This is a genomic window from Rhizobium sp. BK602 (assembly GCF_014195095.1).
GTDB lineage: Bacteria > Pseudomonadota > Alphaproteobacteria > Rhizobiales > Rhizobiaceae > Rhizobium.
The window spans coordinates 410408-435437 of the sequence record NZ_JACIBC010000004.1 but is presented as its reverse complement, the minus strand read 5'-3'; the positions used below and the strand labels follow the sequence as shown (position 1 = coordinate 435437).

Here is a 25030-nt window from a genome sequence, read left to right as displayed (position 1 = left end):
CGACCTGCAAGCATGAGAGTGACCATGGACCTTTCGACCATCATCCTGCCTGAGCACGTCTTTGTCGGCCTCTCGGCGCCGACCAAATGGCGGGCCTTGCAGATCCTGTCCCTCAAGGCGGCGCAGTGTCTCGGGCTTGATGAGGCATCCGTCCTGCGGGCACTGGAGGGTCGCGAAAAACTGGGAACCACCGGCATCGGCAATGGCATCGCCGTTCCGCATGCGGCGATCTCAGGCATGACACGCCCGCGCGGGCTGATGGTCCGTTTCGCCCATCCCGTCGATTTCGAGGCGATCGACGACATTCCGATCGATCTGGTCTTCGTTCTGCTGTTCGGCGAAAACGGCCGCAGCGAGTATTTGAACGTCCTGGCCGCCACCGCCCGGCGCCTGCGGGCCGACGGCGTGCTGACGGCCATGCGGCAGGCGAAAGGTGCCGATGAACTCTATTCGATTTTCATGTCCAGCTCGACCCTTTGAGGGGGCACGGGGCAGTTGTGAGCGATCTGCGAGAATGCAATTTCACTTTCCTTGATTCTATGGGATGCTGTTCTATGTAACGGCGCCAAGCGGGAACAATCTTCGTTACTTTATACGACCAAGTTGATAGGGTTTAGTAACAACGAAGGAGGTCCACCCATGCAGACGATAAAGCTTTCCCGGCTTCTCGCCACCGCGGTCCTGATTGGCAGTTTCTCTCTGGCTGGTGCCGTGGCGCCGACATGGGCGGCCGACAAGACGCTTCTCAATGTTTCCTACGACCCGACGCGTGAGCTGTACAAGGATTTCAACGCAGCCTTCGCCGCCAAGTGGAAGAAGGACACGGGTGAGACCATCAATATCAAGGCTTCGCATGGCGGCTCCGGCGCCCAGGCCCGCTCGGTCATCGACGGTCTCGACGCCGATGTCGTGACGCTGGCGCTGGAAGGCGATATCGACGCCATCGCCAAGGCGACGAAGAAGATCCCGGCCGACTGGAAGACCAAGTTCCCGAACAATTCCGTTCCCTATACCTCGACCATCGTCTTCCTGGTGCGCAAGGGCAATCCGAAGGGCATCAAGGATTGGTCGGATCTCGTCAAGGACGGCGTCGAAGTCATCACGCCGAACCCGAAGACTTCCGGCGGCGCGCGCTGGAACATCCTGGCGGCCTGGGCTTGGGCCAAGCAGGCGAACGGCGGCGATGACGCCAAGGCGCAGGACTATGTCGCCCAGCTTCTGAAGCATGTGCCGGTGCTCGATACCGGTGCGCGCGGCGCGACCACCACCTTCGTCCAGCGCGGTCTCGGCGACGTTCTGCTTGCCTGGGAAAACGAAGCCTACCTCTCGCTTGAAGAACTCGGCCCCGACAAGTTCGAAATCGTGACGCCGACCGTTTCGATCCGCGCCGACCCGCCGGTCGCCGTCGTCGATGGCAATGTCGACACCAAGGGCACCCGCAAGGAGGCCGAAGCCTATCTGAACTACCTCTATTCCGACGAGGGTCAGAAGATCGCCGCCAAGCACTATTACCGGCCGATCAAGCCGGAAGCGGCCGACCCGAAGGATATTGCCCGGTTCCCGGCCCTGAAGCTCGCAACCATTGACGATTTCGGCGGATGGTCTCAAGCTCAGCCGAAGTTCTTCGCCGATGGCGGCGTCTTCGACCAGATCTACAAGCCGGGACAATAATTCTGAATGCATGCAATAACCCGCAAACGGTGGCGGTTTCGGCAGCCGAGTGTCATTCCGGGCTTCGGATTGGCGCTCGGCGTTACCTTGACTTGGCTCATCCTGATCGTTCTCATCCCGCTCACGGGATTGCTGTGGAAGAGCAGTTCTCTCGGCTGGTCCCAATTCTGGGCCATCGCGCTTGATCTACGCACGCTCAATGCCTTGCGCATGAGCTTTGGCGGCGCCTTCATCGCCGCGGTCGTCAATGCCGTCTTCGGACTGATCATGGCCTGGGTGCTGGTGCGCTACCGCTTTCCGGGCAAGCGCATCATCGACGCCATGGTCGACCTGCCCTTTGCGCTGCCGACCGCGGTCGCCGGCATCGCGCTGACGACGCTCTATGCGCCGAATGGCTGGATCGGGCAGTTCCTGACGCCGCTCGGCATCAAGATCGCCTTCACCCCGGTCGGCATCGTCATCGCGTTGATCTTCGTCGGCCTGCCCTTCGTGGTGCGCACGGCGCAGCCGGTCATGGAGGAGATCGACCGCGAGGTCGAGGAGGCCGCGGCCACGCTCGGAGCCAGCCGTTTCCAGACGATCACCCGCGTGCTGCTGCCGGGCCTGGCGCCGGCGGCGCTCACCGGTTTTGCGCTCGCCTTCGCGCGTGCGGCCGGCGAATACGGTTCGGTGATCTTCATCGCCGGCAACCGGCCCTATGTCTCGGAAATCGCGCCATTGCTCATCGTCATCAAGCTCGAGGAATATAATTACGCGGCGGCGACGGCGATTGCGACGATGATGCTGGTCATTTCCTTCATCATGCTGCTGGTCATCAATCTCATTCAATCCTGGAGCAGACGGAGATACGGCTATGGCGCATGATGCCGTCTCTTCCTCGGACGCCGTTCATTCCGTCATCACCGAGAGCAGGCTCGCGCGGTGGGTTTTCGTGGCGATCTCGCTCGTCTTTCTGACCTTGATGGTGCTGCTTCCGCTCGCTGCCGTCTTTGTCGAGGCCTTCCGCAAGGGGATCGAAGCTTTCTTCAGCTCGCTGCTGGACGCGGAAACCTTCGCCGCGATCCGGCTGACGCTGATCGTCGCCGGCATCAGCGTGCCGCTCAATCTCGTCTGCGGTGTCGCAGCCGCCTGGGCGATCGCCAAGTTCGAGTTCAAGGGCAAGGCGTTCCTGACGACGCTTATCGACCTGCCGTTCTCCGTGTCGCCGGTCATCTCGGGTCTGGTCTTCGTGCTGCTGTTCAGTTCGAACAGCGTCCTTGGCCCCTGGCTGCAGAGCCACGGCGTTCAGGTTCTCTTCGCGGTGCCCGGCCTGGTTCTGGCGACGATGTTCGTCACCTTCCCCTTCGTGGCGCGCGAGCTCGTCCCGCTGATGCAGGAGCAGGGAACCGCGGACGAAGAGGCGGCGCTCTCCCTCGGCGCCAATGGCTGGCAGACCTTCTGGTATGTGACGCTGCCGAACATCAAATGGGGCCTGCTTTACGGCGTGCTGCTCTGCAATGCCCGCGCCATGGGCGAGTTCGGCGCCGTGTCGGTCGTCTCCGGTCATATTCGCGGCGAGACCAACACCATGCCGCTGCAGGTCGAAATTCTCTATAATGAATATAATTTCTCGGGGGCCTTCGCGGTTGCCACGCTTCTCGCCCTGCTCGCCCTTGTCACACTTATACTGAAGACGCTGCTGGAAATGCGCTATAGCGAAGAGATCGCAGCCAGCCGGCGTCACTGAAGGAATTGTTAATGGAAGTTCGCGTTCAAAACCTGCGCAAGGAATTCGGTCGCTTTCCCGCGTTGCATGACGTCTCCCTGGATATCCGTTCCAGCGAACTGATCGCGCTTCTCGGCCCTTCCGGTTCGGGCAAGACGACGTTGCTGCGCCTCATCGCCGGGCTTGAATCGCCAACCGAGGGTAAGATTTTCTTCGGCGACGAGGATGCGTCGAAGAAGACGGTGCAGCAGCGCAATATCGGCTTCGTGTTTCAGCATTATGCGCTGTTTCGCCATATGACGGTGCTGGACAATATCGCCTTCGGCCTGAAGGTCCGCTCGGCCTCGCGTCGCCCGCCGCGCGCCGAGATCCATCGCCGTGCGCTGGAATTGCTGGAACTGGTGCAGCTCAACGGCCTTGAAAAGCGCTATCCCGCGCAGCTATCCGGCGGCCAGCGGCAGCGCGTGGCGCTCGCTCGCGCCATGGCGGTCGAGCCGAACGTGCTGCTTCTCGACGAGCCCTTCGGTGCGCTCGATGCGCAGGTGCGCAAGGATCTGCGCAAGTGGCTGCGCGAGATTCACGACCGCACCGGCCATACCACCGTTTTCGTCACGCACGACCAGGAAGAGGCGCTGGAACTGGCCGACCGCGTCGTCGTGCTCAACAAGGGTGCGATCGAGCAGGTGGGCACGCCCGACGAGATCTACGACACGCCGAATTCGCCCTTCGTCTACGGGTTCATCGGCCAGTCGAACCGCGTCAAGGTGCGCGTTCTGAACGGCGAGATCTGGTTCGAGGACCGGCCGCTCGGCCTGAGCACGCCGCAGGAACCGGAAGGCGAGGCCTATCTCTATTTCCGTCCGCACGATATCGAACTGCATGACGGCGACGGCGGTTGTATCGCCGGCCTCTTGACCTCCAGCCGCCGCGTGGCCGGCACCCGCCATATCGAAATCAATATCGGCGAGGGGCACGAGACCATCGAAATCGAGCTGCCGCCGGACAAGGCCGGCGCGCTCGACCGCAACCGCATCGCTTTCCGCCCGACCCGCTGGAAGCTCTTCCGCAACGGCGATTGAGACCTTGCTTTTCCGGATGGTTTGCCAATGATGAGCGCGCCATTCGGGAGAGGGGCATGACCTATATCTATCTGAAAGCCATTCATGTCATGGCGGTGATCGCCCTGATCGGCGGCATGCTGGTGCTTGCCTTCGCGCTGACGCTCGTTGCCGGCAGGCGTGACGCGTTGAGCGAAGGGGAAGCGCGGTTCGTCGCCCGCATTCAGCATTGGGACCGCATGGTCACGGTGCCGGCGCTCGGCCTCGTCTGGGCGGCGGGCATTTCAATGGCGATCATCGGGCAATGGTACTGGGCGCCATGGTTATGGATCAAGCTCGTGCCCGTTCTGGTGCTGAGCGCCCTGCATGGCATGGAAGCGGGCATGCTTAGACGACTGGCGCAAGAGCCGGGCGGCGAATTGCCAGGCATGTTGCGACAGTCCGCACCGATCATTTTCGCCTGTTTCGTTCTGATTGCCTTGCTGGCGGTCGTAAAACCTTTCTAGGGATGCGACAGGACTCGCCAGTCCTTTCCATATTTCAACGAAACAAACTTGCAAAATGGCGGCTGAATATCAGCGCTCATTTCGGCGGCGTTGCACTATCTTCCAGCGGCAAAAGAAGGAGTGGTCGTCCTCCGCATCGACATCGATGAGGACCGTCGAAACCGCGCGATGCCGTGGGGCAAAGGATGTCGGACGCCACCTCCGCAAAGAGCAAAACGGAGCCGAAACATGAGCAATTCCTCGATCGATGCCGGGCGTCTCCTCGGTCGCATCCGAACCCTGGGAGCGATTGGCCGCGATGGGGAGGGCAGGCTGATACGCCTTGCCGCCTCCGATACGGAAAAGCTCGGCCGCGACTGTCTCGTCACCTGGCTCGAGGAAGCGGGGCTTCGGACCGCCGTCGATCGCATCGGCAACATATTCGGCATCTGGAGTCCTGACGGGACGGACGGCAGGCCACCGCTGATGCTTGGCTCGCACATCGATACCGTGATCGATGCCGGCATCTATGACGGGTGTTATGGTGTGCTGTCCGGGCTCGAGGTGATCCAGACGCTGAAGGAAGAGGGCCTCCTCCCATCGCGCCCCCTCGTCGTGGCGGCCTTCACCAACGAGGAGGGTGTCCGCTATGCGCCCGACATGATGGGGTCGCTCGTCTATGCCGGCGGTTTTGACGTGGATCTGGCGCTCGCCACTATCGGTATCGACGGCACGGTCCTCGGCGAGGAGCTGGAGCGTATCGGTTATGCGGGTACAGATGCGCCGGGCTTCATGACGCCGCATGCCTATATCGAGCTGCATGTCGAGCAGGGTCCGGTTCTGGAACGCGAGGGCATTCCGGTCGGTGCCGTCGAGAACCTGCAAGGCATTTCCTGGCAGAGGGTGACCATTGTCGGCGATGCCAATCATGCCGGCACGACGCCGATCTCGATGCGCCGCGATGCCGGCCATGCCGCCGCGCGCGTCATCATCTTCCTGCGTGATCGGGCGAAGGCCTCGAACACACCGACGGTCGCCACCGTCGGCTGCATCGCCTTCGAGCCCAATGCCATCAATGTCATTCCCTCGCGCGCCAGCTTTACCGTCGATCTGCGCGATCCGCACGAGGACCGGCTGCGGGAAGAGGAAGCGGCGCTTGCCGCATTTCTGGAAGCCGTGAGCGCCGAAGAGCAGGTCGGCGTGTCCGTCGAGCGGCTGGCCCGGTTCGAACCGGTGACGTTCGACCGCGCGATCGTGGAACTGGTGGAGCAGGCGGCGCGGGAGCGCGGCCTTGCCTGCCGGCGGATGACCTCAGGCGCGGGACATGACGCGCAGATGATCGCCCGCATCGCGCCGGCCGCCATGATCTTCGTTCCGAGCAGCGGCGGTATCAGTCACAATCCCAGGGAGTTTACCACCGACAGGGAGCTGGTCGCCGGAGCCGATATTCTCCTCGACGTCGTTCGCCGTCTCGCGCTCGAAGATGCGCCATCCGGTCCTGCATGAGAGGGAACTGACGGCGCTTCCGTGATGCGTCGGCTTCAGTCCTCCGGATGCCCGGACGCGGCGAAGCCGCCGCCTTGGAAGATGACGGCCGGGTCGTTCGGATCGTCCGGTTCGGCACTCGACAGGATCTGCTCGCGCCAGGCGGCGGAGCTGTCCTGCGGTTTCCAGCCGAGGAATGCGGCATTGCGGTTGTCCCACCATTGCTCGTCATTGTTGGAGGCGCCGTAGACGACGGTATGGCCAAGCCGCGGCGCCTCGAAGGCGCGCGCGCAAAGGGAGAGGAAATCGCGGACGCTGAGCCAGGTCGCCAGCATGCGCGTGTTGCGCGGCTCGGGAAAGCAGGAGCCGATGCGCACAGACAGGGTCTCCTGTCCGAACTTGTCGAAATAGAGGCTGGCCACGGCCTCGCCGAAAACCTTGGAGACGCCGTAGAACGAGTCCGGCCGCGTCGGCACGCTGCTGTCGATGCGCTCGTCGCGGCGGTAATAGCCGATCGTGTGGTTGGAGCTGGCAAAGATGATGCGCGGCTGGCCGGCACGGCGGGCCGCTTCATAGAGATTGTAGAGGCCGACGATATTGCCCTGCAGGATCAGGTCGAAAGGTTTCTCGGTTGAGATGCCGCCGAGATGGATGATGCCATCGACGCCCTTGACCAGCTCGGCGACCCCATCACGGTCGGCAAGGTCGCAGCCGACGAACCGTTCGCTCGGGCGCAGGTTGTCGACCGGGGCGATGTCGGAGAGCACGACCCTTTCCGCGACCTGCGAAAGCAGCGGTCTCAGCGCCTGGCCGACGCCGCCGGCCGCGCCGGTCAGCAACAGAGTCTTGAGCATGGTTTCCTCCCTATGGGTCTCATCGAAGCGGAACCTATAAGATGGATTTTCGCTCGTCATCAACTATCCGCATCGCTCGCGCCTGAAAATCTGGGAATGCGAGATACCGCGGCTAAGCGTCACTGCTCCAGGTCATCCATTGTGGGCAATAGCTTCCAATCCGCGTAAGTATTCGACAATAGGCCTGTCATCCCAAACTTGGACTTCTACGAAGCGATCAAAGCGCCGGCGAGGATCAACCGCCCAACTTTCGTTCGGCATCCCGAACTTGGCGATGACGTGTCGGATTTCCTCCAAGGAGAACACCTGTCCATGGTAAGGTTGTCGCTCAAACTCATACTTCTTATGCGTTGCGATAGGTAGGCTCGCCATACTGTCCGGGAAGGTGAAAGTGATAGTGCCCTTGGGAAAGGCTGTCAGCGGCATGACGAGGGAATTGGGCCGCGAGTGATCTTTACCGTCTGCAAAGTTTCCAAGGAAAAAATAGATTGGCCTCATCCGCTGCGTGTGGCCTAACAGACGATGGCGCTCCCTGATCAGCCAATTTTCTGTTTCATGGCGCCTGCGCAGATAGTTGGTCTTAATTGCTCGGTGACCTGTATCCCGTATACGCTGAAGCACCTTCTCGGCTTCTTCATGGCTCAGATCACAAATGTTCGCCAGAAAGGGGCCATGCGGATCATAGGTATGAGTAACTTTGTCGGGCATTTGCCTTGACGCTTTGTTCATGGCCCGATCTTCGGCGCCACCACCAGCTCGGACCCGTAGGCATCGCGCAATTCGTCCTGCCCCGGCAACCGGTCGGCGGCCTTGTGCAGCAGGGTTGACGCATAGCCTTCCCTGGCGCTGCCTTCGATCAGGGTGACATCGGCATTCCCCGGATTGTCCGAGCGCTCGAACCAGTCGACCGAATGGTGCAGGAAGTTCATCTCGAAGGCCCTGTTGGTGACGCCGTGGCCGACGATGATGACAGTGTTGCGGCCGCCCTTGGCGTCATGCATGACCGTCTGCAGGAAAAGTCGAACCCGCTGCGACACATCCGCCCTGCTTTCGCCATCCGGCGGCCGTGCATAGAATTTCCCGTTGCTGTTGCGCAGCCGCGCCCATTTTTCGAACTCTTCCGGAAACTTGCGCTTCTGTTCGGCGTGGTCGTAGATTTCGGTGAACAGGCCGAAATCCTGCTCCCGCAGCAGGTAATCCTCGCGGATATCTGCGACCGCCGCGCTCGGCAGCGCTTCGAGCAGGGCTTCCTTGCTCTGCCGCGTTCTGAGATAGGGCGAATACCAGACGCTCAGTTTCAGCGCGTCGGCATCCGGCAATCCCTCCAGATAGGAGGCGATCACGCGGCCGGCCTCAAGCGCCTGCCGGTAGCCCCACTGCGTCAGGGGAACGTTGTGATCGCCGAACTGCCGATAGGCCTGATCGCTGATGTTACCGAGGGATTCGCCGTGTCGAACGAGAAAGATGCGCATCAGCAGTCCGCGTTGTCGAATGAAGATTCGAGGCCATCATGGATGGGATGCGCATTGCGCGCAACGTACTTCCCATGTCACGCGGATTCGGCCCGCGCCTCCGTTTCCGCCCTCAATGTTTCCAGGCTGATCACCGCCTTGATCGGCAGATGGTCCGAGGCGACGCGCGCCAGCGGGGAATCATGGACCTCGACGGTCGAGATCAGACCACTGCGGTTGGCCATGATGCGGTCGAGCGCCAGAAGCGGCAGGGTGGATGGAAAGCTGGGGACCGCCGGGGGCAGGGGACCGAAGGCGGCCTGGAAGGTGTTGAGCGAGGAGCGGTCGCCGAGCCGCCATTCGTTGAGGTCGCCGAGCAGGATGGTCGGCGTGTCGTTGTCGCGGCGCATCAGCTCGACGATCAGGCGCGCCTGCTGCGCGCGTGAGCGATGCAGCAGACCGAGATGGGCGGCGATGATGCGAAGCGTGCCGCCGCGGGCAAGCTCGATCTCGGCCAGCAGCGCGCCGCGCGGCTCCAGCCCCGGCAGGCTGATCTGGTGCACGTCGCGCACCGTTCCTTGCTTGAACAGCACGACATTGCCGTGCCAGCCATGCGCCTTGGCAACGCCGCTCACCGGCACGGGGATGAGGCCGGTTTCGAGTTCCAGCCGCCGCAGGTCGAGCAGGCCGGTGCGTTCGCCGAAGCGGGTATCGGCCTCCTGCAGGCCGATGACATCGGCATCGATCTCGTGGATGACCCGGCTGATCCGTTCCGGGTCGAAGCGGCGGTCGGCGCCGACGCATTTGTGGACATTATAGGAGGCGATCAGCGTGCCTGCGGGACGCGTGTGCTCGCGCGTCTGCGCCGCCCGCGACTTTCTGCGGTTCTTCAGGGATTCGAAAATGCTTGCACGGAGTGTTTCGTTCTTCTTCCGCATATGTCCGTCGACCGTTTCCATTGCCGGGTCCGGCGAGCCAGGTCGTCGCGAGTATAGGAAGCGATGACCGGCCTTGTCATGTGAAAAGGCGCGCACCGGAAATCACAAGTCGCGGCATTCGGCTCAGAGATAGGGCGATCCGAGCCAGAGGATCTTTTCGATCAGCCGGATGATGAAGGGACGGGCCCTGAGCTTGGCGAGATCGACGGGGGTGGCCGTGTCGAGGACGTGTCCGATGCGGGTCTCGATGGTATGGGCGAAACCACGGTCCATGACCTCGAGATCCACTTCGAAATTCAGCCGCAGCGAGCGCGGATCGAGATTGGAGGAGCCGACATAGGCCCAGGTGCCGTCGATCGCCATCAGCTTCGAATGGTCGAAGGCTCCCTCGGCCCGCCAGATGCGGCAATAATTCTTCAGCATCTGGTCGAACTGCGCCGTCATGGCGCGGTCGACGAGCACGAGATTGTTGGCGGCCGGCACGACGATATCCACCTCGACGCCGCGCCTTGCCGCTGTCACCAGCGCGCTGATCAGCTCGCGATCCGGCAGGAAATAGGGCGACATGATGCGGATGGAGGTGCGGGCGATCGACAGCGCGCCGATGAGCATCTTGTGGTTCGTCTCGAGGCTGCGGTCCGGCCCGGAGACGATGACGCGCATGAAGACCGGCGCCCCCGGCTCGTTTGCGGGTGTGGCGATCCGCCAGGGATCGCCCTCCAATATCTCGCCGGTCGCAAAGCGCCAGTCCTCGGCGGCGGTGTTGAAAAGATCGGCGACGGCGGGACCGGTGACGCAGAAATGCGTGTCGCGCGCGCATTGATCGGCGGCGAATTCCCGGGTGAACCCCTGGCGGATGTTCATGCCGCCGGTAAAGGCGATGCGGCCGTCGACGATCACGATCTTGCGGTGGGTGCGCAGGTTGGCATAGGGCAGGCGAAGGCCCATGATGACATTGCCGTTGAAGACATCCACCTCGACGCCGCCATCGCGGAGATAGCCCATGATGCTGGGCACCGAGTAGCGGGCGCCGACGGCATCGACCAGCACGCGCACGTCGACATCGCGCTTGACGGCGGCGATCAGGCTGTCGGCGATCCGCAAGCCGATGGGGTCGCGGTCGAAGATGTAGGTTTCCAGCAGGATGCTGCGCTCGGCGCCGTCGATGGCGGCCTTGATGGCGGCATAGGCGGCGTCGCCGCTTTCCAGCATCTCGATGGTGTTGCCGGTGCTCATCGGATAGCGCGCCACCCGGTCGCCGAGCGTCTTCATCGAGCGGAAGCGCGCCCCGAAGTTGCGGCGGACCATATCGTCCTGGGCATCGAAACTGGCGAGCGCGCCGGTCGCGTCCTTCTGGAACAGCACGTCACGCTGCAGGCTGAGCGATGCCCGGCGGATACGGTTGATGCCGGCGACGGCATAGAGCAGCGCCCCGACGATCGGCGACAGGATGATGACGCCGACCCAGCCGATCGCGGCGCGAACCTCCTCTTTCGTCATGGCCGCATGAATGGCGGCCGCCGTTCCCATGGCGATGGACAGGACGGCGAGGATTTGGCCCCAATGGGCAATCAGCAGGTCGAACATGCGCGGAGTATAACTTTGCCGGCGAAAGCTGCAATCGAGCACACGCGCTGCTCGCATCGTTCGCCGCGGTGTGGATAGGTTGTGTATCGGATATTTTCAATTGAACGAAGGTCGTGCTGTCGTCATAGTGGTGGTTCGGCCGCTTCGCCGATGTCCGTTGCGGGACGTCATGTTTGGCGTGCGAAGTGCCTGTAGTGGTTCGAGGGTCGGGACTTTCGGAATTTCAGGGCTGGCGTCCCGGTTGCTCGGGGGAGGCGTGAAAACCCGCGTTTCAAGAACGGGTATTTTTCATCAACCATGATCAATGATGCGAACGGAGATCGGCAATGTTGGAATCGCGGGATGAATGGGTCCAGAAACGGGCTTACGCCATATGGGAAGCGGAAGGCTATCCTTCCGGTCGCGATACGGTTCACTGGGAGCTGGCAAGCAGCGAGTTTGTTGCGCTCGAAAAAAGCAATGGCAAGAGCCCCAAGGTCGATGTGAAGCCGAAGGCAAAGCGCAAGGCACCGGTTGCCGCCGCCAAAGTGGCTGGCGATGTGGCGCCAAAGGTCGCGGCCAAGCGGGTGTCGAAGAAGGTGGCCAGCGCCAAGGCCTGAGCCGGGCGCTGCGTCTGATGACGCAGTTGGTGATAGGAGCGGCCCGGTGCCCGGCGCCGGGCCGTTGTCTTTGGGCCCGTTTACCGCAAAAAATTAGCGGAATTCCGGCGCACGCAAACAGATGTCACACATCGATGCTAGTGGTGAAGAGGGGACTTCACCATGAATGGTCGTTGTATGGATTGCGTAAACGTCTTGGTTCGGCCGGTTGTGCCGGTTCGTGACCGTGCCGATGTGATGTCATGACCGCGCTCCTCATCCTCGCGAGCCTCTATCTCCTGGCAGCCCTGGCGCTGATCCTCGTCATCGACCGTTCCGTGGGCATCCTTTTTCCCGTCTCGGGCAAGGAAGCGGGCGCCACAGCCCGGCCGCCGCATTCCGATATCGCGAAACAGTCACCAGCCTCCCGTTGAAGCCGGAACTTTTTCTATGCCGACGGGTTGGTCTCCTCATCCGCAACGAGGAGAAAGACCATGCCAAGAGGAGACAAATCCGCTTACACCGACAAGCAGAAGCGCAAGGCCGAGCATATTGAGAAGAGCTATGAAAGCCGTGGCGTTTCCGAGGATGAGGCTGAACGCCGCGCCTGGGCGACCGAGAACAAGGAGAGCGGCGGCGGCAAGAAATCCGGCTCCGGTCGAGGCCATCCCGAGAACCATGCATCGTCCGAAAAAGGCGGCGGCAACCCGCAAGCGGCATGAGCAACAGGCTCATCATTAGCCCTGTCCATATGGAAAGGAGCCGGTCGCGGCTCGATCCAAAAAATGGTCGCGCGAGTTGACCGAGACCAGCGATCGCCGCAAGTTCGACCCCTTCCGTTCCGCCATGTCGATGCTAAGCTTCTGCATCAGTCGTGCCGGCGATCATCTTGGCTGCCGGCGCAGACGGACGCTCGAAGCCGCCAAGAACGAGCTGCGCAAGGATTTTGGCCGCGAACCGAAATAGCTTGACCGAGGGACGGGAGGATTTGATGACCTATGAGCTTTACTATTGGGACAGCATCCAGGGTCGCGGCGAATTCGTGCGCCTCGCATTGGAACAGGCAGGCGCTGATTATATCGACGTCAGCCGTGGTCCGGAGAGCAAGGGCCAGGGCGTAGGAGCGATGTTCGCGGTGATGGAAAGCAAGTCGCTCCCCGATATCCCGCTCGCCCCGCCCTTCCTCAGGGATGGCGATCTCATCATCTCGCATGTCGCCAATATCCTGATGTATCTCGGCCCGAAACTCGGTCTTGCGCCGGAAGATCAGGCGGAGCGCCATATCCTGAACGGCCTGCAGCTGACGATCACCGATCTCGTCGCCGAGGTGCACGATACGCATCATCCGATCGCGGTGTCGAAATATTACGAGGAGCAGAGACAGGAGGCCAAGGCGCGGACAGCGGAATTCCTCGACAATCGCATGCCGAAATTCCTCGGCTATTTCGAGCGCGTCCTCAGGCAGAACCCGCATGGACCGGCGCATATTTTCGGCGATCGGCTTACTTACGTCGATCTCTCGCTGTTCCAGATCCATGAAGGCTTGCGCTATGCCTTTCCGCGCGCCACCGCGCATCTGGACGAGCGCTATCCGCATCTGGCCGCGCTGCGCGGCGCTGTCATGACCTTGCCCAATATTGCTCGCTATCTTGCATCCGACCGCCGAATCCCCTTCAATGAGAACGGTATCTTCCGGCATTATCCGGAATTGGACAAAGAGATGGATTGAGCGAAATGTTGCTGGATCTGTTCATCCCCGCCTGCTGGATCATCTGGGGCTCGATCTGGCTCCTCGCCGCCTTCGGCGTCAAGAAGACCGCCCGCCAGGAGGAGCCGCTGTCGCGGCTCGAAAATACCGCGCCGCTCTGGATAGGCGGCTTTCTGCTCTCGGCGCCGCCGGCCTGGCTGGGGCCTTTGCAGGTCCGGCTGATCCCGCATGATCTGGCGACCTATTGTATTGGCGCGGCGATGACGGTCGCCGGTCTGGGCTTCGCCATCTGGGCGCGTTATCACATCGGCCGCAACTGGAGCGGTGTCATCACCGTCAAGCAAGACCATGCTCTGGTTCGCACCGGCCCCTATGCCATTGTCCGCCATCCGATCTATTCCGGCCTGATGCTTGCCATCATCGGCTCGGCGCTCGCACGTGGCGATCTCGCCGCCCTGCTGGCGATCGCGTTCATGCTCTACGCCGTCCTGCGCCGGGTGCGCATCGAGGAAAGCTGGATGAGCGAAACCTTCGGCCAGGCCTATGCCGACTACAAGGCCCACACGCGGGCATTGATCCCCTTCGTAGCCTGAACTTAGCTCTTCAAGGGTCGCGCCGCCTCGAAGAAATCGGCCCAGGGGTTGGCGGCGCCCTGCTGCAGCCGCGATGCCGCGTTCTTGACGGTGAAGGATGCCGGGCCGGTCTCTTCGGTCAACTCCTCCCAGGCTAGCGGCATCGAAATCGCGGCACCCGGCCTTGCGCGGGTCGAATAGGGGGCGACAGCGGTATTGCCGCGCCCGTTGCGCAGATAGTCGACGAAGATGTGGCCCGTCCGCTTCGCTTTCGTGGCGACCGAGAGATATTTTTCCGGGCTGTCGGCGCTCATGCCGCCGGCAATGGCTTCCGCCGCCTTCTTGACATCCGGCCACTCGGCCTTCGGCGTCAGGGGAGCGACGACATGCAGTCCCTTGCCTCCCGAGGTCTTGACATAGGAGGCAAGGCCCATGGCCGAAAATCGATCCCTTATGTCCTGCGCGCCGGCGATGACCGCGCTCCAGGCGACATCTTCGCCGGGATCGAGATCCATGATGATCATGTCGGGCTTTTCCCAATGCGCCGTGGTCGTACCCCAGGGATGGATTTCAAGGGCGGCGGATTGGACGAGCGCGGCCAGTCCGTCGAGATCCCTGATCCGCAGCAGTTTTTCACCGTCCTTGTCCTGCGGATCGGCGATCTCCTCGATATGCGGATTGATACCTTTCCAGGCATGTTTCTGGAAGAAGCGCGGCCCCTTGATCCCGTCGGGGCACCGCAGCAGCGCCAGCGGCCGGTCGACGACGAAGGGGGCCATGCGCTCGAAGGCGAGGGCGTAGTAGTCGACAAGATCCTGCTTGCTGACGCCGTCGTCCGGCCAGTAGATCCGCTCCGGATGCGTCAGTTGCACGGAGGTCTTCGCATGATCCGGGGTAGGCGTCTTTACCATGCCGTGTATGCTCCATCGCCAAGCTGGTCCGACCTTGAAACGATTGCGCCGGACATGGAGTTGCATGGCCCGGCGGAAAAGTCGATGGCGCTGCCCGCACTCAGGGCATCAGCTGGCCGCCGTTCACCTCGATGACCTGGCCGGTAATATAGCCGGACAGGGTGGGAGAAGCGAGGAACAGATAGGCGCCGACGCAGTCTTCCGAGGTGCCGACGAAGCCCATGGGAATGGTCCTGCGCTGCAATTCCATCTGCTCGTCATTGGTATAGCGCTCATGGAACGGTGTGGCGATGACGCCGGGCGCGACCGCGTTGACACGGATCTTGTCGGCGACGAATTCCTTGGCATGGCCATGGGTGATCGTGGAGACGAAACCCTTGGAGGCTGCATAGAGGATCGCGCCGTTGCCGCCGCCGTTGCGGGCGGCGATCGAGGTGGTGTTGATGATGAAGCCGCCCTGCTTTTTCAGATGTGGATGGGCGGCGCGGGTCGCGGCCAGCACCGAGCGGGCATTGAGGTTCATCACCCGCTCATAGTGCTCGTCGGTCATCGCCGAAGTCGGCACGCGGCCGAGCATGCCGCCGGCATTGTTGACGAGCCCGTCGAGCCCGCCGAAGGCTTCCGCCGTCTCCTCGACGACCCGCTCGGTCTCGCCATCCTGCGAGACGTCACCCTGAACCAGATGCACTTGCCCGCCGGCGGCGGTGATCTCGGCGGCAAGCCTTTCGGCCGGCTCGCGGCTGGCGTTGAAGTGGATGCCGACCTTCATGCCCTGCTGGGCGAAGGCACGGGCCAGCGCCGCACCAATGCCGGTCGAGGCGCCGGTGATCAGCACGCGCTTGCCGGCGAGATCGGGAATGCGGATGGATGCGAGGGATTGCGCGAGTTCTGTCATGACGGCTCCTCCTGAAAGTCGACAATAAATCATACGACGAAATCGCGACTGTAATATCAGGCGGAAGCGCGGCGCGGCAATGCGCGCGCGGCAAACAAAAGCGGGCCGCCCGGACGTTCCGGGCGGCCCGCCGTCAATTCATCGTGAGGAGATCAGACCCGTTCGAGTGCCACGGCGATGCCCTGGCCGACGCCGATGCACATGGTCGACAGCGAATAGCGGCCGCCGGTTTCCTTCAGTTCCAGTGCGGCCGTGCCGGTGATACGCGCACCAGACATGCCAAGGGGATGGCCGAGCGCGATGGCGCCGCCATTGCGGTTGACACGGGCATCGGCGTCGGCAATGCCGAGTTCGCGCAGGACGGCGAGACCCTGCGAGGCGAAGGCCTCGTTGAGTTCGATGACATCGAACTGCTCCTGGCGCATGCCGAGGCGTGCCATCAGCTTGCGCGAGGCAGGCACCGGGCCGATACCCATGACGCGCGGCGGCACACCGGCGGCAGCTCCGCCGAGAATGCGGGCAATCGGCGTCAGGCCGTATTTCTTCACCGCCGCTTCCGAAGCGATGATCAGTGCCGCCGCGCCGTCATTGACGCCGGAGGCGTTGCCGGCGGTTACCGTGCCGCCCTCCTTCTTGAAGGGCGTGCCGAGCTTGGCCAGGGTTTCGATCGTCGTGGCGCGCGGATGTTCGTCCTTGCCGACGACGATGGCGTCACCCTTGCGCTGCGGGATTGTGACCGGGGTGATCTCCTTGGCGAGACGGCCGTTCTCCTGTGCGGCAGCCGCCTTGGCCTGCGAGCGAACGGCGAAGGCGTCCTGGTCTTCGCGGCTGACCTTCCAGTCCTCGGCGACGTTCTCGCCGGTTTCCGGCATGGAATCGACGCCATATTGCTTCTTCATCAGCGGGTTGATGAAGCGCCAGCCGATGGTGGTGTCGTAAATCTCGGCATTACGCGAAAAGGCGCTGTCGGCCTTGGGAATGACGAAGGGCGCGCGCGACATGCTCTCGACGCCGCCGGCGATCAGCAATTCCGCCTCGCCGGAGCGGATGGCGCGGGCGGCGGTGATGACCGCATCCATGCCGGAGCCACAGAGGCGGTTGATCGTCGTGCCGGAAACGGAGATCGGCAGGCCGGCCAGCAGAGAGGACATGCGCGCGACGTTGCGGTTGTCCTCGCCGGCCTGGTTGGCGCAGCCGAAAACCACGTCATCGATCGCTTCCCAATCGATGGAGCCATTGCGCTCGATCAGCGCCTTCAGCGGCACGGCGCCGAGATCGTCGGCGCGGACAGAGGAGAGCGAGCCGCCGAAGCGGCCGATAGGCGTGCGGATATAGTCACAGATGAAGGCTTCGGTCATGGTCTTCTCCTTAGAGCAATTCCAGGAAAAGTGCGTAGCGGTTTTCCGTCCGGAATTGCTTAAAAACAAAGGGATAGAGCGTTTTCGCGGTTCGAAGAAAAGCGGAAATGCTCTAGAGCGCCGGGACGACGAGGTCGGCGACGGGGCCGTCGACATGGAGCGGAGCGCCGGTCATTGCCTGCAGCTCGTCCATCGTCATGGCCGCCAGCTTCTCCCGTACGACGAAGCCGCCATTGGCGATATCGATGACGGCATGGCTGGTGTAGACGCGGGTGATGCAGCCGACGCCGGTCAGCGGGAAGGTGCAGGCCTCCACCAGTTTCGGCTTGCCGTCCTTCGTCACATGTTCGGTGATGACAAAAACCTGCTTGGCGCCATGCACCAGATCCATGGCGCCGCCGACGGCGGGCACGCCCTTGGAGCCGACGCGCCAGTTGGCTAGGTCGCCATTCTGTGCCACCTGATAGGCACCGAGGATCGCCACGTCGAGATGACCGCCGCGCACCATGGCGAAGCTATCGGCATGATGGAAGAAAGATGCGCCCGGCTTCAGCGTCACGGCCTTCTTGCCGGCATTGATCAGGTCCCAGTCCTCTTCACCTTCCGCCGGCGGCTCGCCGAAATTCAGGATGCCGTTTTCCGTGTGGAAGATTGCCTGACGGCCGGGAGGCTGGTAGCGGGCGACCATTTCCGGGAAGCCGATGCCGAGGTTAACATAGGCGCCATCCTGGATATCCTGTGCGGCGCGCCAGGCGATCTGGGCGTTGGAGAGCTTGATGTCGTCGCGTGTGTCGATGGTCATGCGTATACCACTCCGGCCCGAATGAGCGCTTCTTCCTGCTGCGGATCGGCGACTTCGACGACGCCGTTGACGAAGATGCCGGGGGTGACGATGTGCTCGGGATCGAGCTCGCCGGCGGCGACGATCTTCGAGACCTGCGCGATCGTCTTGGCCGCGGCCATGCACATCAGCGGATTAAAGTTGCGGCCGGCCTTGTTGTAGAGGAGGTTGCCGTGCACGTCGCCGACCTGGGCCTTGACGATGGCGAAATCCGCCTTCAGCCAGCGCTCCTGAACATAGTGGCGGCCGTCGAATTCGGCGATGACCTTGCCCTGTGCGAGCTCGGTCCCATAGGCGGTGGGCGTATAGAAGGCCGGGATGCCGGCGCCGCCGGCGCGGATGCGTTCGGCGAGTGTCCCCTGCGGCACCAGTTCCAGCTCGATTTCGCCGGCCAGATAGCGATCCGTGAAAGCACGCGGATCGGAGGAGCGCGGGAAGGAACAGATCATCTTCCGGACCATGCCGGCATCGATCATCGCCGCGATGCCGATGCGGCCGTTGCCGGCATTGTTGTTGATGACGGTCAGGTTCTTTGGGCCTTTGTCGATCAGGGCATGAATGAGTTCGATCGGTGCGCCGGAGCCGCCGAAGCCGCCGATCATGACGGTCGCGCCATCGCCGATGTCCGAGACGGCCGCCGCCGTGCTCGCAATTGTCTTGTCCATGCGAAATCTCCCGTTGCGGGCGGATTAAGACGACCCGTCCTCTGCCTCTCGAATAAATCAGCCTGGGCTGGACGGCAATTGATTTGTGCGTTATTTGATATTTGTTCATATATCGCACAAAACGAAGGCGGGAATCTGGAGGGCATCATGCGGGAAGGTGATTTCGTCAGTGGCTTTGCCAAGGGACTGAAGGTCATCGAGGCCTTTGGTGAGACGCAGCAGCGCCTGACGATCGCCGAGGCGTCGAAACTGACGGGGCTCGACCGCGCCACCGTGCGTCGTTCGCTGCTGACCTTGGCCGAACTCGGCTACGCCGTCTATGACGGCAAGTTCTTCACGCTGACGCCGAAGATCCTGCGGCTCGGCCATGCCTATCTTGCGGCGACGCCGCTGCCGACGATCATCCAGCCGCACCTCGACCAGCTTGCCGAGCGTGCTGGCCAGAATGCCTCGGCGTCCGTGCTGGATGGCACCGAGGTCGTCTATATCGCCCGCGCCTCGCAGCGCCGGGTGATGTCGATCAACCTGACGCCCGGCAGCCGCCTGCCGGCCTTCTGCGCCTCGATGGGCCGTGTCCTGCTCGCCGCCCTGCCGGAAAGCGAGGCGCGCTCGATCCTTCAGCGCACGGACCTCAAGGCCAATACGCCGAACACCAGGACCGATCCGGAAGAGCTGCTGGCCGAGTTCCGCCGGGTGCGGTCGCAGGGCTATGCCGTCATCGACCAGGAACTGGAAATCGGCCTCTGCTCGATTGCCGTGCCGGTCGAGAACGATCGCGGCCAGACAGTCGCGGCCATCAACATAGGGGCGCCTGCCGCCTACGTCGCCGCCGCCGAGATGGCGGAGCGGTTCCTGCCGCTGCTGCGGGAGACCCAAAAGGCGTTGCGGCTGGTTTTGCCGTAAGCTTCAGGCTTTCTAGCTTTCCGGGGCCACTCTCGCCCTTCGACAGGCTCAGGGTGAGGGTGGAGTGGCCTCCGTGATCAAGGCAGAGTGCTATCCGACGGAGGGCTAGGCGCTGGTGACTAGCCCTCATGCTGCGGAGGCCCGCAGGGCCGTCTCGAAGCACGAGGGCGGGTGATCGGACTCTGCCCTGCTCACATCCCAAGCCTCTCCCGCTCGGCCATGCGCCAGGCGCGCGGCGTCTGGCCGGTCTGCTTCAGGAAAAACCGCGAGAAATAGGCGGGATCGGCAAAGCCAAGTCGATAGCCGATTTCCTGCACCGAACCAAAGGTGAAGACCAGGTCGCGCTTGGCTTCGTCGGTGAGCTTGCGGGCGATCAGCTCGTGCGTCGCCAGCCCGGTCCTGCCGCGCACGATGCGGTTGAGATGGGTCGGCGAGATGCCGAGCGCTTCGGCATAGAAGGCGGCGGGCCTGTGTGCGCGGAAATGATGCTGGATGAGGCCGTGCAGCCGCTCCATGCGCCGCTCGCTTTCGTCGGAAGCACCTGGCCCTTCCGCTTCCCGCTGCGAAAGCCGGGCGGTCAGAAGCAGCGCTGAGGTCAAATAGGCTTCGAGCAGGTCGTTGCGGCCGCTGCGGCGATTGGTGAATTCCTCGCCTAGGCGCCGCAATGTCTGTGCCACATAAGTGGCGTCATCGTTGTTGGTATCCAGCAAGGTCAGATGCGGCTCGGCCAGCCATTCGCCCAGCCGGCTGCGATCGCCGGGCGCGGCCTTCAGATGCGAGATCAGCACGGTGACGACGAAACCGTCTATATCGCGCGAAAAGCGAAAGCCGTGATTGAGGCGCGGTGGCACGGTGATGATGGCGGGCGGCGCAATGGCATGGCGGACGCCGTCGAAGATCGCATCGCCGGAGCCGGCGTCTATGTACAAGATCTGAAAGAAACTCTCATGCCGGTGCGGCCGGATTTCCCAGTGATGCAGGCTGCTGCGCGAGGGAATTGTCTCGCAATGCAGCCAGAAATCCGGGTTTCGGCCGGTATTCTCGCCGTAGAGCTCATAGGTCGGCACTGCGTTCGACATGGCTTTCCTCCTTCGCCATGTTCGGTTTGTGCAATTTCTTGGATGAAATGTCCATTGTGACGACCCTGCCGACCGCGCAGAATTCGACAAAAGACGAAGCGCGGGAGGACATCATGCGTACGAAGGTTGCCATCATCGGTTCCGGCCCGTCCGGCCTGCTGCTCGGCCAGCTGCTGACCGAGGCCGGCATCGACAACATCATCCTCGACCGCGTCGGCAAGGACTATATTCTCGGCCGCGTGCGCGCCGGCGTGCTGGAGGAAGGCACGGTTCGGCTAATGGACAAGGCGAAGTCTGCGACGCGCCTGCATGCCGAGGGCCTTCCCCACGACGGCTTCTCGCTCGCCTTCGATGGCCGCGATCATCGCATCGACCTGCATGATCTTACCGGCGGCAAGCGCGTGATGATCTATGGCCAGACCGAATTGACTCGCGACCTGATGGCCCGTCGCGAGCAAACTGGCGGCGTGACGATCTATGACGCCGCCAATGTCAGCCCGCACGATTTCGACGGCACCGCTCCCTATCTCACCTACGAAAAGGATGGTGTTGCGCATCGCATCGATTGCGATTTCATCGCTGGATGCGACGGCTTTCATGGCGTCAGCCGCAAGTCGGTCCCGGAAAAGGCAATCCGCTGCTTCGAGAAGGTCTATCCCTTCGGCTGGCTCGGGCTGCTCGCCGATGTCACGCCGGTCAATCACGAATTGATCTATGCCAACCATCCGCGCGGCTTCGCACTCTGCTCGATGCGGTCGATGACGCGCAGCCGCTATTACATCCAGTGCCCGCTGGACGAGAAGGTCGAGAACTGGAGCGACGACCGCTTCTGGGAGGAGCTGCGCCGCCGCCTGCCGGAGCATCATGCCGAGGCGCTGCTCACCGCGCCCTCCTTCGAGAAATCGATCGCGCCGCTGCGCTCCTTCGTCGCCGAGCCCATGCGCTTCGGCCGCCTGTTTCTCGTCGGCGACGCCGCCCATATCGTGCCGCCCACCGGCGCCAAGGGGCTCAATCTCGCGGCAAGCGATGTGCATTATCTCTTCTCAGGCCTGGCGGAGCACTATCAGGATCGCTCCAATGCCGGGCTGGACGCCTATTCCCCCCGAGCGCTCGCGCGCGTCTGGAAAGCCGTTCGCTTCTCCTGGTGGATGACGACGATGCTGCATCGCTTTCCCGATACCAGCGATTTCGATCAGAAGATCCAGGAGGCCGAACTCGATTATCTCACCCATTCCCGCGCCGCTTCCACCGCGCTTGCGGAGAATTATGTCGGCCTTCCGTTCTGAACCGGCCTAAGGCTTTTTCGCCACCTCGCCGGCCGCCTCGCGGATCGTCTGCATCAGGATCGACAGCGGCATCGTGGGAATGGCGTCGGTGCGCATGGTGAGTCCGACGGGACCTCTGGTTTCGCTGGTGTCGATCGGCAGCAGGCTCAACAAGCCGTCCTTGACATCGCCGGCGACGACGCCGGTCGAGATGATCCAGATGGCGTCGCTGGCGCGCACGAAGGCGCGGCCGAAGGAATCCGAGACCGTCTCGATCTGGTTCGGCAGGCCGGCGACGCCGTTGACGATGAGAAAACTCTCGACGAACGGCCGGATGATCGAGCCGCGCGTCGGCATCAGGATCGTATATTTGTCGAGCTCGGCAAACAGGGATTTTCCGGCCTTCAGCAGCGGATGTCCGGCCCGGACGGCGAAGACGACCTGCTCGGAGTAGAGATGTTCGAAGGAAAAGCCCGCCATCTTGTCGGGGCTTGCCAGCCGTCCGACGACGAGATCGAGGTCGCCAACCCGCAATTGCTCGAGAAGCACGGCATTTTCGCCAGTGACGATCTTGATGCGGCTCCAGGTGTCTTCCTTCAGGAACAGCTCCATGGCGCGCGGCATGATCCGCGTCGAGACCGTCGGAAGCGCGCCGATCCGGATCGGCGGCGCCTCGCCGGACCGCTCCTGGGACACGGAATCGAAGCCTTGGCGCATCGCCGTCAGCGCCGCGCCCGCATAGCGCAGGAAGACTTCGCCGTAGCGCGTGATCCGGATGCCGCGCCCTTCGCGCTCGAACACCGCGACCCCCAGCGCCTCCTCCAGCTCGCGGATAGTCTTGGTCACCGCCGGCTGGCTGACATGCAGGAGTTCGGCTGCCTTCACCACGCTTTTCTGGCGCGCGACCTCGACAAAAGTCTGGAGATGACGGAACTTCACGCGCGTGTCGATCATGATTTTCATAACCTTATGGTTATCGGAAGTCCATAAAATATCATTTTACCTAACCAGATTAAACATTCAATCTCGCTGTCGAGGAGATTTTCAGTGCAGTTCGCCCGTATCAACGACGTCACGATTCACTATCAGATCATCGGCGCTGCCGGTGACAAGCCGGTGCTGGTCTTTGCCAATTCGCTCGGTACGGATTTCCGCATCTGGCGCGACGTGATTGTCCGCCTTGCTGGCGATTTCGCCATCGTGCTCTACGACAAGCGCGGCCATGGCCTCTCCGATATCGGCCAGGTGCCCTATGCGATCGAGGATCATGCCAACGATCTTGCCGGGCTTCTCGATTTTCTCTCGGTGAAGAATGCGGTCATCTGCGGCCTGTCGGTCGGCGGACTGATCGCCCAGTCGCTCTACCAGCGACGCCCGGATCTGGTGCGGGCGCTGATCCTCTGCGACACCGCGCACAAGATCGGCACGATCGAGAGCTGGAATGCCCGCATCGCGCAGGTGGAGGCGCATGGCATCGAATCGATCGTCGATGCGGTGATGGAGCGCTGGTTCACGCCTGCCTTCCGTCGTCCTGAGAACATGGCCTTCGCCGGCTATTGCAACATGCTGATCCGGCAGCCGGCGGCGGGCTATGCGGCAACCTGCGCGGCACTGCGCGACGCCGATCTCACCGAGGCGGCCAAGAAGATCGCCGTGCCGACCATCTGCATCGTCGGCGATCAGGACGGTTCGACGCCGCCGGAGGTGGTATTGTCGACCGCAAAACTCATTCCGAATGCGCGCTATGAAGTGATCAAGGATGCGGGGCACATTCCCTGCGTCGAACAGCCCGAGGCGCTGACGGCCGTCATTCGCGCCTTCGTCGATTTTGCCCTGCAGGGAGACAAGAGCCCATGAGTGAACCCCTCGTTCCGTCCGAGCGCTATCGCCAGGGCATGGCGACACGCCGCGCCGTTCTCGGCGACAGTCATGTCGACCGCGCGCAGGCGGGATCGACGGAGTTCGACCGGCCGTTCCAGGAGCTGATCACCGAAGCCGCCTGGGGCCATGTCTGGTCGCGGCCGACGCTCAGCAAGCGCGAGCGCTCGATCGTCACGATCGCGCTTCTGGCAGCACTCGGCCAGGATGAGGAGGTGGCCATGCATGTCCGCGCCACCAGCAATACCGGCGCGACGCGTGAGGATATCTGCGAGGCGCTCCTGCATGTGGCGATCTATGCCGGCGTGCCGGCGGCCAATCACGCGATCAAGATCGCAAAGCAGGTTTTCGAACAGATGGACGCCGAGAAGGCGGCTTGAAGCGAGGCAAGTATGTCTGACAAAAGCAACAGCAGGCCCGAAACGGGCGCCTTTTTCGCTCGCGACCGCGCCTGGCACGCGCCGGCCTTCACGCCGGGCTACAAGACTTCGGTGCTGCGTTCGCCGCAGCGCGCGCTTCTATCTCTCGACGGCACGATCTCCGAAATCACCGGCCCGGTCTTCGGCCATTCGATCATCGGCGAACTGGACAATGACCTGATCCACAATTTCGCGAGACCCGGCGAAAGCGCCATCGGCGAGCGTATCATCGTGCATGGCCGCGTGCTCGACGAGCGCAACCGGCCGGTGCCGGGAGCGCTTCTGGAGTTCTGGCAGGCCAATGCCGGCGGGCGGTATCGCCACAAGAAGGAAACCTATCTCGCCGCCATCGACCCGAATTTCGGCGGTTGCGGCCGCGCCATCACCGATGACGAGGGTCGCTACGCCTTCCGCACCATCCGGCCGGGCGCCTATCCCTGGCCGAACGGCGTCAACGACTGGCGGCCGGCGCATATCCATTTCTCGATCTTCGGCCACGGCTTCGCTCAGCGGCTGATCACGCAGATGTATTTCGAGGGCGACCCGATGATCTGGAAATGTCCGATCGTCGGCACGATCCCGGACAAGGCGGCGATCGAGCAGCTGATTGCGCCGCTCGACTGGGGCAATACGATCCCGATGGATGCGCGCGCCTATAAATTCGATATCGTGCTGCGCGGGCGGCGCTCGACCCTGTTCGAAAACCGGCTGGAGGGGAACTGAT

Annotated in this window: 28 protein-coding genes and 2 pseudogenes; 18 read left to right on the top strand and 12 right to left on the bottom strand. The window is 62.6% G+C overall.

The window, feature by feature from the left end; genetic code table 11:
* Positions 1-24 precede the first annotated feature (24 nt).
* The 7 genes from FHX11_RS15675 (at position 25) to FHX11_RS15645 (ending at position 6425) form a co-directional block, all read left to right on the top strand.
* Positions 25-480 (top strand): PTS sugar transporter subunit IIA, encoded by a 456-nt coding sequence (locus FHX11_RS15675; protein ID WP_184358562.1) that lies wholly within the window; start codon positions 25-27, stop codon positions 478-480.
* A 159-nt stretch (positions 481-639) separates the two neighbouring features.
* Positions 640-1671 (top strand): sulfate ABC transporter substrate-binding protein, encoded by a 1032-nt coding sequence (locus FHX11_RS15670; protein WP_007691787.1) that lies wholly within the window; start codon positions 640-642, stop codon positions 1669-1671.
* Positions 1672-1677: 6 nt separating this feature from the next.
* Complete coding sequence (gene cysT / locus FHX11_RS15665) at positions 1678-2535, top strand: sulfate ABC transporter permease subunit CysT (protein ID WP_184358561.1); 858 nt, start codon at positions 1678-1680, stop codon at positions 2533-2535.
* Positions 2525-3397: a sulfate ABC transporter permease subunit CysW gene (gene cysW / locus FHX11_RS15660; protein ID WP_184358560.1), complete on the top strand. Its 873-nt coding sequence runs from the start codon at positions 2525-2527 to the stop codon at positions 3395-3397. Before cysT ends, cysW begins: the two co-directional genes overlap by 11 nt.
* A gap of 11 nt (positions 3398-3408) precedes the next feature.
* Positions 3409-4455, top strand: coding sequence for a sulfate/molybdate ABC transporter ATP-binding protein (locus FHX11_RS15655; RefSeq protein WP_184358559.1), 1047 nt, complete (start codon positions 3409-3411; stop codon positions 4453-4455).
* A 56-nt stretch (positions 4456-4511) separates the two neighbouring features.
* Positions 4512-4940, top strand: a complete 429-nt coding sequence (locus FHX11_RS15650) for a CopD family protein (protein ID WP_184358558.1) — start codon at positions 4512-4514, stop codon at positions 4938-4940.
* Between the two features lie 228 nt (positions 4941-5168).
* Positions 5169-6425: a Zn-dependent hydrolase gene (locus FHX11_RS15645; RefSeq protein ID WP_184358557.1), complete on the top strand. Its 1257-nt coding sequence runs from the start codon at positions 5169-5171 to the stop codon at positions 6423-6425.
* 35 nt (positions 6426-6460) lie between these two features.
* Here FHX11_RS15645 and FHX11_RS15640 read toward each other — a convergent pair whose 3' ends face one another.
* The 5 genes from FHX11_RS15640 to FHX11_RS15620 form a co-directional block, all read right to left on the bottom strand.
* Positions 6461-7258, bottom strand: a complete 798-nt coding sequence (locus FHX11_RS15640; protein WP_184358556.1) for an NAD(P)-dependent oxidoreductase — start codon at positions 7256-7258, stop codon at positions 6461-6463.
* A gap of 132 nt (positions 7259-7390) precedes the next feature.
* Positions 7391-7987 carry a hypothetical protein gene (locus FHX11_RS15635; RefSeq protein ID WP_184358555.1) on the bottom strand — a complete coding sequence of 199 codons (597 nt, stop codon included), beginning with the start codon at positions 7985-7987 and terminating at the stop codon, positions 7391-7393.
* On the bottom strand, positions 7984-8730 hold the full coding sequence (locus tag FHX11_RS15630) for a phosphoglycerate mutase family protein (protein ID WP_184358554.1): 747 nt from the start codon (positions 8728-8730) through the stop codon (positions 7984-7986). Before FHX11_RS15630 ends, FHX11_RS15635 begins: the two co-directional genes overlap by 4 nt.
* A gap of 77 nt (positions 8731-8807) precedes the next feature.
* Positions 8808-9647, bottom strand: coding sequence for an endonuclease/exonuclease/phosphatase family protein (locus FHX11_RS15625; RefSeq protein ID WP_184358767.1), 840 nt, complete (start codon positions 9645-9647; stop codon positions 8808-8810).
* Positions 9648-9770: 123 nt separating this feature from the next.
* Positions 9771-11234 carry a phospholipase D-like domain-containing protein gene (locus FHX11_RS15620; protein ID WP_184358766.1) on the bottom strand — a complete coding sequence of 488 codons (1464 nt, stop codon included), beginning with the start codon at positions 11232-11234 and terminating at the stop codon, positions 9771-9773.
* A 326-nt stretch (positions 11235-11560) separates the two neighbouring features.
* Here FHX11_RS15620 and FHX11_RS15615 point away from each other — a divergent pair, with 326 nt between their 5' ends.
* The 6 genes and pseudogenes from FHX11_RS15615 (at position 11561) to FHX11_RS15590 (ending at position 14113) form a co-directional block, all read left to right on the top strand.
* Positions 11561-11833, top strand: a complete 273-nt coding sequence (locus tag FHX11_RS15615; protein ID WP_184358553.1) for a DUF2934 domain-containing protein — start codon at positions 11561-11563, stop codon at positions 11831-11833.
* A 242-nt stretch (positions 11834-12075) separates the two neighbouring features.
* Complete coding sequence (locus FHX11_RS15610; protein WP_184358552.1) at positions 12076-12246, top strand: hypothetical protein; 171 nt, start codon at positions 12076-12078, stop codon at positions 12244-12246.
* A gap of 60 nt (positions 12247-12306) precedes the next feature.
* A pseudogene (locus FHX11_RS15605) lies at positions 12307-12513 on the top strand (plasmid stabilization protein); the annotation flags it as partial.
* 103 nt (positions 12514-12616) lie between these two features.
* Positions 12617-12778, top strand: a pseudogene (locus tag FHX11_RS15600) (DUF3175 domain-containing protein); the annotation flags it as partial.
* A gap of 25 nt (positions 12779-12803) precedes the next feature.
* The gene (locus FHX11_RS15595; RefSeq protein WP_184358549.1) at positions 12804-13541 is read left to right on the top strand and encodes a glutathione S-transferase; all 738 of its coding nucleotides are present in this window, start codon (positions 12804-12806) and stop codon (positions 13539-13541) included.
* A 5-nt stretch (positions 13542-13546) separates the two neighbouring features.
* Positions 13547-14113 (top strand): isoprenylcysteine carboxylmethyltransferase family protein, encoded by a 567-nt coding sequence (locus FHX11_RS15590; RefSeq protein ID WP_184358548.1) that lies wholly within the window; start codon positions 13547-13549, stop codon positions 14111-14113.
* 2 nt (positions 14114-14115) lie between these two features.
* Here the strand turns inward: FHX11_RS15590 and ligD are convergent, their stop codons facing one another.
* The 5 genes from ligD to FHX11_RS15565 all read right to left on the bottom strand — a co-directional run bounded on the left by ligD (position 14116) and on the right by FHX11_RS15565 (position 18762).
* A complete protein-coding gene (gene ligD / locus FHX11_RS15585) occupies positions 14116-15003 on the bottom strand; it encodes a non-homologous end-joining DNA ligase (RefSeq protein ID WP_184358547.1) in 888 nt (295 codons plus the stop codon).
* A 100-nt stretch (positions 15004-15103) separates the two neighbouring features.
* Positions 15104-15898 carry an SDR family NAD(P)-dependent oxidoreductase gene (locus tag FHX11_RS15580; protein ID WP_184358546.1) on the bottom strand — a complete coding sequence of 265 codons (795 nt, stop codon included), beginning with the start codon at positions 15896-15898 and terminating at the stop codon, positions 15104-15106.
* Positions 15899-16050: 152 nt separating this feature from the next.
* Positions 16051-17256, bottom strand: a complete 1206-nt coding sequence (gene pcaF, locus FHX11_RS15575; protein ID WP_184358545.1) for a 3-oxoadipyl-CoA thiolase — start codon at positions 17254-17256, stop codon at positions 16051-16053.
* Between the two features lie 112 nt (positions 17257-17368).
* Positions 17369-18058, bottom strand: a complete 690-nt coding sequence (locus tag FHX11_RS15570) for a CoA transferase subunit B (protein WP_184358544.1) — start codon at positions 18056-18058, stop codon at positions 17369-17371.
* Positions 18055-18762 (bottom strand): 3-oxoacid CoA-transferase subunit A, encoded by a 708-nt coding sequence (locus FHX11_RS15565; RefSeq protein ID WP_184358543.1) that lies wholly within the window; start codon positions 18760-18762, stop codon positions 18055-18057. Before FHX11_RS15565 ends, FHX11_RS15570 begins: the two co-directional genes overlap by 4 nt.
* 147 nt (positions 18763-18909) lie before the next feature.
* Here FHX11_RS15565 and FHX11_RS15560 point away from each other — a divergent pair, with 147 nt between their 5' ends.
* The gene (locus FHX11_RS15560; RefSeq protein WP_184358542.1) at positions 18910-19665 is read left to right on the top strand and encodes an IclR family transcriptional regulator C-terminal domain-containing protein; all 756 of its coding nucleotides are present in this window, start codon (positions 18910-18912) and stop codon (positions 19663-19665) included.
* Between the two features lie 191 nt (positions 19666-19856).
* Here the strand turns inward: FHX11_RS15560 and FHX11_RS15555 are convergent, their stop codons facing one another.
* Entirely contained in the window at positions 19857-20744 is an 888-nt protein-coding gene (locus FHX11_RS15555) for a helix-turn-helix domain-containing protein (protein ID WP_184358541.1), read from the bottom strand.
* Positions 20745-20857: 113 nt separating this feature from the next.
* Here FHX11_RS15555 and pobA point away from each other — a divergent pair, with 113 nt between their 5' ends.
* A complete protein-coding gene (pobA, locus tag FHX11_RS15550; protein ID WP_184358540.1) occupies positions 20858-22030 on the top strand; it encodes a 4-hydroxybenzoate 3-monooxygenase in 1173 nt (390 codons plus the stop codon).
* Positions 22031-22036: 6 nt separating this feature from the next.
* On the opposite strand, the gene pcaQ is transcribed toward pobA, so the two are convergent.
* Positions 22037-22963: a pca operon transcription factor PcaQ gene (pcaQ, locus tag FHX11_RS15545; RefSeq protein ID WP_184358539.1), complete on the bottom strand. Its 927-nt coding sequence runs from the start codon at positions 22961-22963 to the stop codon at positions 22037-22039.
* A gap of 93 nt (positions 22964-23056) precedes the next feature.
* On the opposite strand from pcaQ, the gene pcaD reads away from it, so the two are divergent.
* Genes pcaD through pcaH form a run of 3 tightly spaced genes read left to right on the top strand, consistent with a single transcriptional unit; the run spans position 23057 to position 25029 of the window.
* Positions 23057-23866 (top strand): 3-oxoadipate enol-lactonase, encoded by an 810-nt coding sequence (gene pcaD / locus FHX11_RS15540; RefSeq protein WP_184358538.1) that lies wholly within the window; start codon positions 23057-23059, stop codon positions 23864-23866.
* The gene (gene pcaC, locus FHX11_RS15535) at positions 23863-24267 is read left to right on the top strand and encodes a 4-carboxymuconolactone decarboxylase (protein ID WP_184358537.1); all 405 of its coding nucleotides are present in this window, start codon (positions 23863-23865) and stop codon (positions 24265-24267) included. The genes pcaD and pcaC overlap by 4 nt, the downstream gene beginning before the upstream one ends.
* A 12-nt stretch (positions 24268-24279) precedes the next feature.
* A complete protein-coding gene (pcaH, locus tag FHX11_RS15530; protein WP_184358536.1) occupies positions 24280-25029 on the top strand; it encodes a protocatechuate 3,4-dioxygenase subunit beta in 750 nt (249 codons plus the stop codon).
* The last annotated feature ends 1 nt before the right edge of the window (position 25030 follow it).

Coding starts and splice junctions, on each gene's coding strand:
- FHX11_RS15675 (WP_184358562.1), top strand. CDS start 25: ATGGACCTTTCGACCATCATCCTGCCTGAGCACGTCTTTGTCGGCCTC.
- FHX11_RS15670 (WP_007691787.1), top strand. CDS start 640: ATGCAGACGATAAAGCTTTCCCGGCTTCTCGCCACCGCGGTCCTGATT.
- cysT (WP_184358561.1), top strand. CDS start 1,678: ATGCATGCAATAACCCGCAAACGGTGGCGGTTTCGGCAGCCGAGTGTC.
- cysW (WP_184358560.1), top strand. CDS start 2,525: ATGGCGCATGATGCCGTCTCTTCCTCGGACGCCGTTCATTCCGTCATC.
- FHX11_RS15655 (WP_184358559.1), top strand. CDS start 3,409: ATGGAAGTTCGCGTTCAAAACCTGCGCAAGGAATTCGGTCGCTTTCCC.
- FHX11_RS15650 (WP_184358558.1), top strand. CDS start 4,512: ATGACCTATATCTATCTGAAAGCCATTCATGTCATGGCGGTGATCGCC.
- FHX11_RS15645 (WP_184358557.1), top strand. CDS start 5,169: ATGAGCAATTCCTCGATCGATGCCGGGCGTCTCCTCGGTCGCATCCGA.
- FHX11_RS15640 (WP_184358556.1), bottom strand. CDS start 7,258: ATGCTCAAGACTCTGTTGCTGACCGGCGCGGCCGGCGGCGTCGGCCAG.
- FHX11_RS15635 (WP_184358555.1), bottom strand. CDS start 7,987: ATGAACAAAGCGTCAAGGCAAATGCCCGACAAAGTTACTCATACCTAT.
- FHX11_RS15630 (WP_184358554.1), bottom strand. CDS start 8,730: ATGCGCATCTTTCTCGTTCGACACGGCGAATCCCTCGGTAACATCAGC.
- FHX11_RS15625 (WP_184358767.1), bottom strand. CDS start 9,647: ATGCGGAAGAAGAACGAAACACTCCGTGCAAGCATTTTCGAATCCCTG.
- FHX11_RS15620 (WP_184358766.1), bottom strand. CDS start 11,234: ATGTTCGACCTGCTGATTGCCCATTGGGGCCAAATCCTCGCCGTCCTG.
- FHX11_RS15615 (WP_184358553.1), top strand. CDS start 11,561: ATGTTGGAATCGCGGGATGAATGGGTCCAGAAACGGGCTTACGCCATA.
- FHX11_RS15610 (WP_184358552.1), top strand. CDS start 12,076: ATGACCGCGCTCCTCATCCTCGCGAGCCTCTATCTCCTGGCAGCCCTG.
- FHX11_RS15595 (WP_184358549.1), top strand. CDS start 12,804: ATGACCTATGAGCTTTACTATTGGGACAGCATCCAGGGTCGCGGCGAA.
- FHX11_RS15590 (WP_184358548.1), top strand. CDS start 13,547: ATGTTGCTGGATCTGTTCATCCCCGCCTGCTGGATCATCTGGGGCTCG.
- ligD (WP_184358547.1), bottom strand. CDS start 15,003: ATGGTAAAGACGCCTACCCCGGATCATGCGAAGACCTCCGTGCAACTG.
- FHX11_RS15580 (WP_184358546.1), bottom strand. CDS start 15,898: ATGACAGAACTCGCGCAATCCCTCGCATCCATCCGCATTCCCGATCTC.
- pcaF (WP_184358545.1), bottom strand. CDS start 17,256: ATGACCGAAGCCTTCATCTGTGACTATATCCGCACGCCTATCGGCCGC.
- FHX11_RS15570 (WP_184358544.1), bottom strand. CDS start 18,058: ATGACCATCGACACACGCGACGACATCAAGCTCTCCAACGCCCAGATC.
- FHX11_RS15565 (WP_184358543.1), bottom strand. CDS start 18,762: ATGGACAAGACAATTGCGAGCACGGCGGCGGCCGTCTCGGACATCGGC.
- FHX11_RS15560 (WP_184358542.1), top strand. CDS start 18,910: ATGCGGGAAGGTGATTTCGTCAGTGGCTTTGCCAAGGGACTGAAGGTC.
- FHX11_RS15555 (WP_184358541.1), bottom strand. CDS start 20,744: ATGTCGAACGCAGTGCCGACCTATGAGCTCTACGGCGAGAATACCGGC.
- pobA (WP_184358540.1), top strand. CDS start 20,858: ATGCGTACGAAGGTTGCCATCATCGGTTCCGGCCCGTCCGGCCTGCTG.
- pcaQ (WP_184358539.1), bottom strand. CDS start 22,963: ATGATCGACACGCGCGTGAAGTTCCGTCATCTCCAGACTTTTGTCGAG.
- pcaC (WP_184358537.1), top strand. CDS start 23,863: ATGAGTGAACCCCTCGTTCCGTCCGAGCGCTATCGCCAGGGCATGGCG.
- pcaH (WP_184358536.1), top strand. CDS start 24,280: ATGTCTGACAAAAGCAACAGCAGGCCCGAAACGGGCGCCTTTTTCGCT.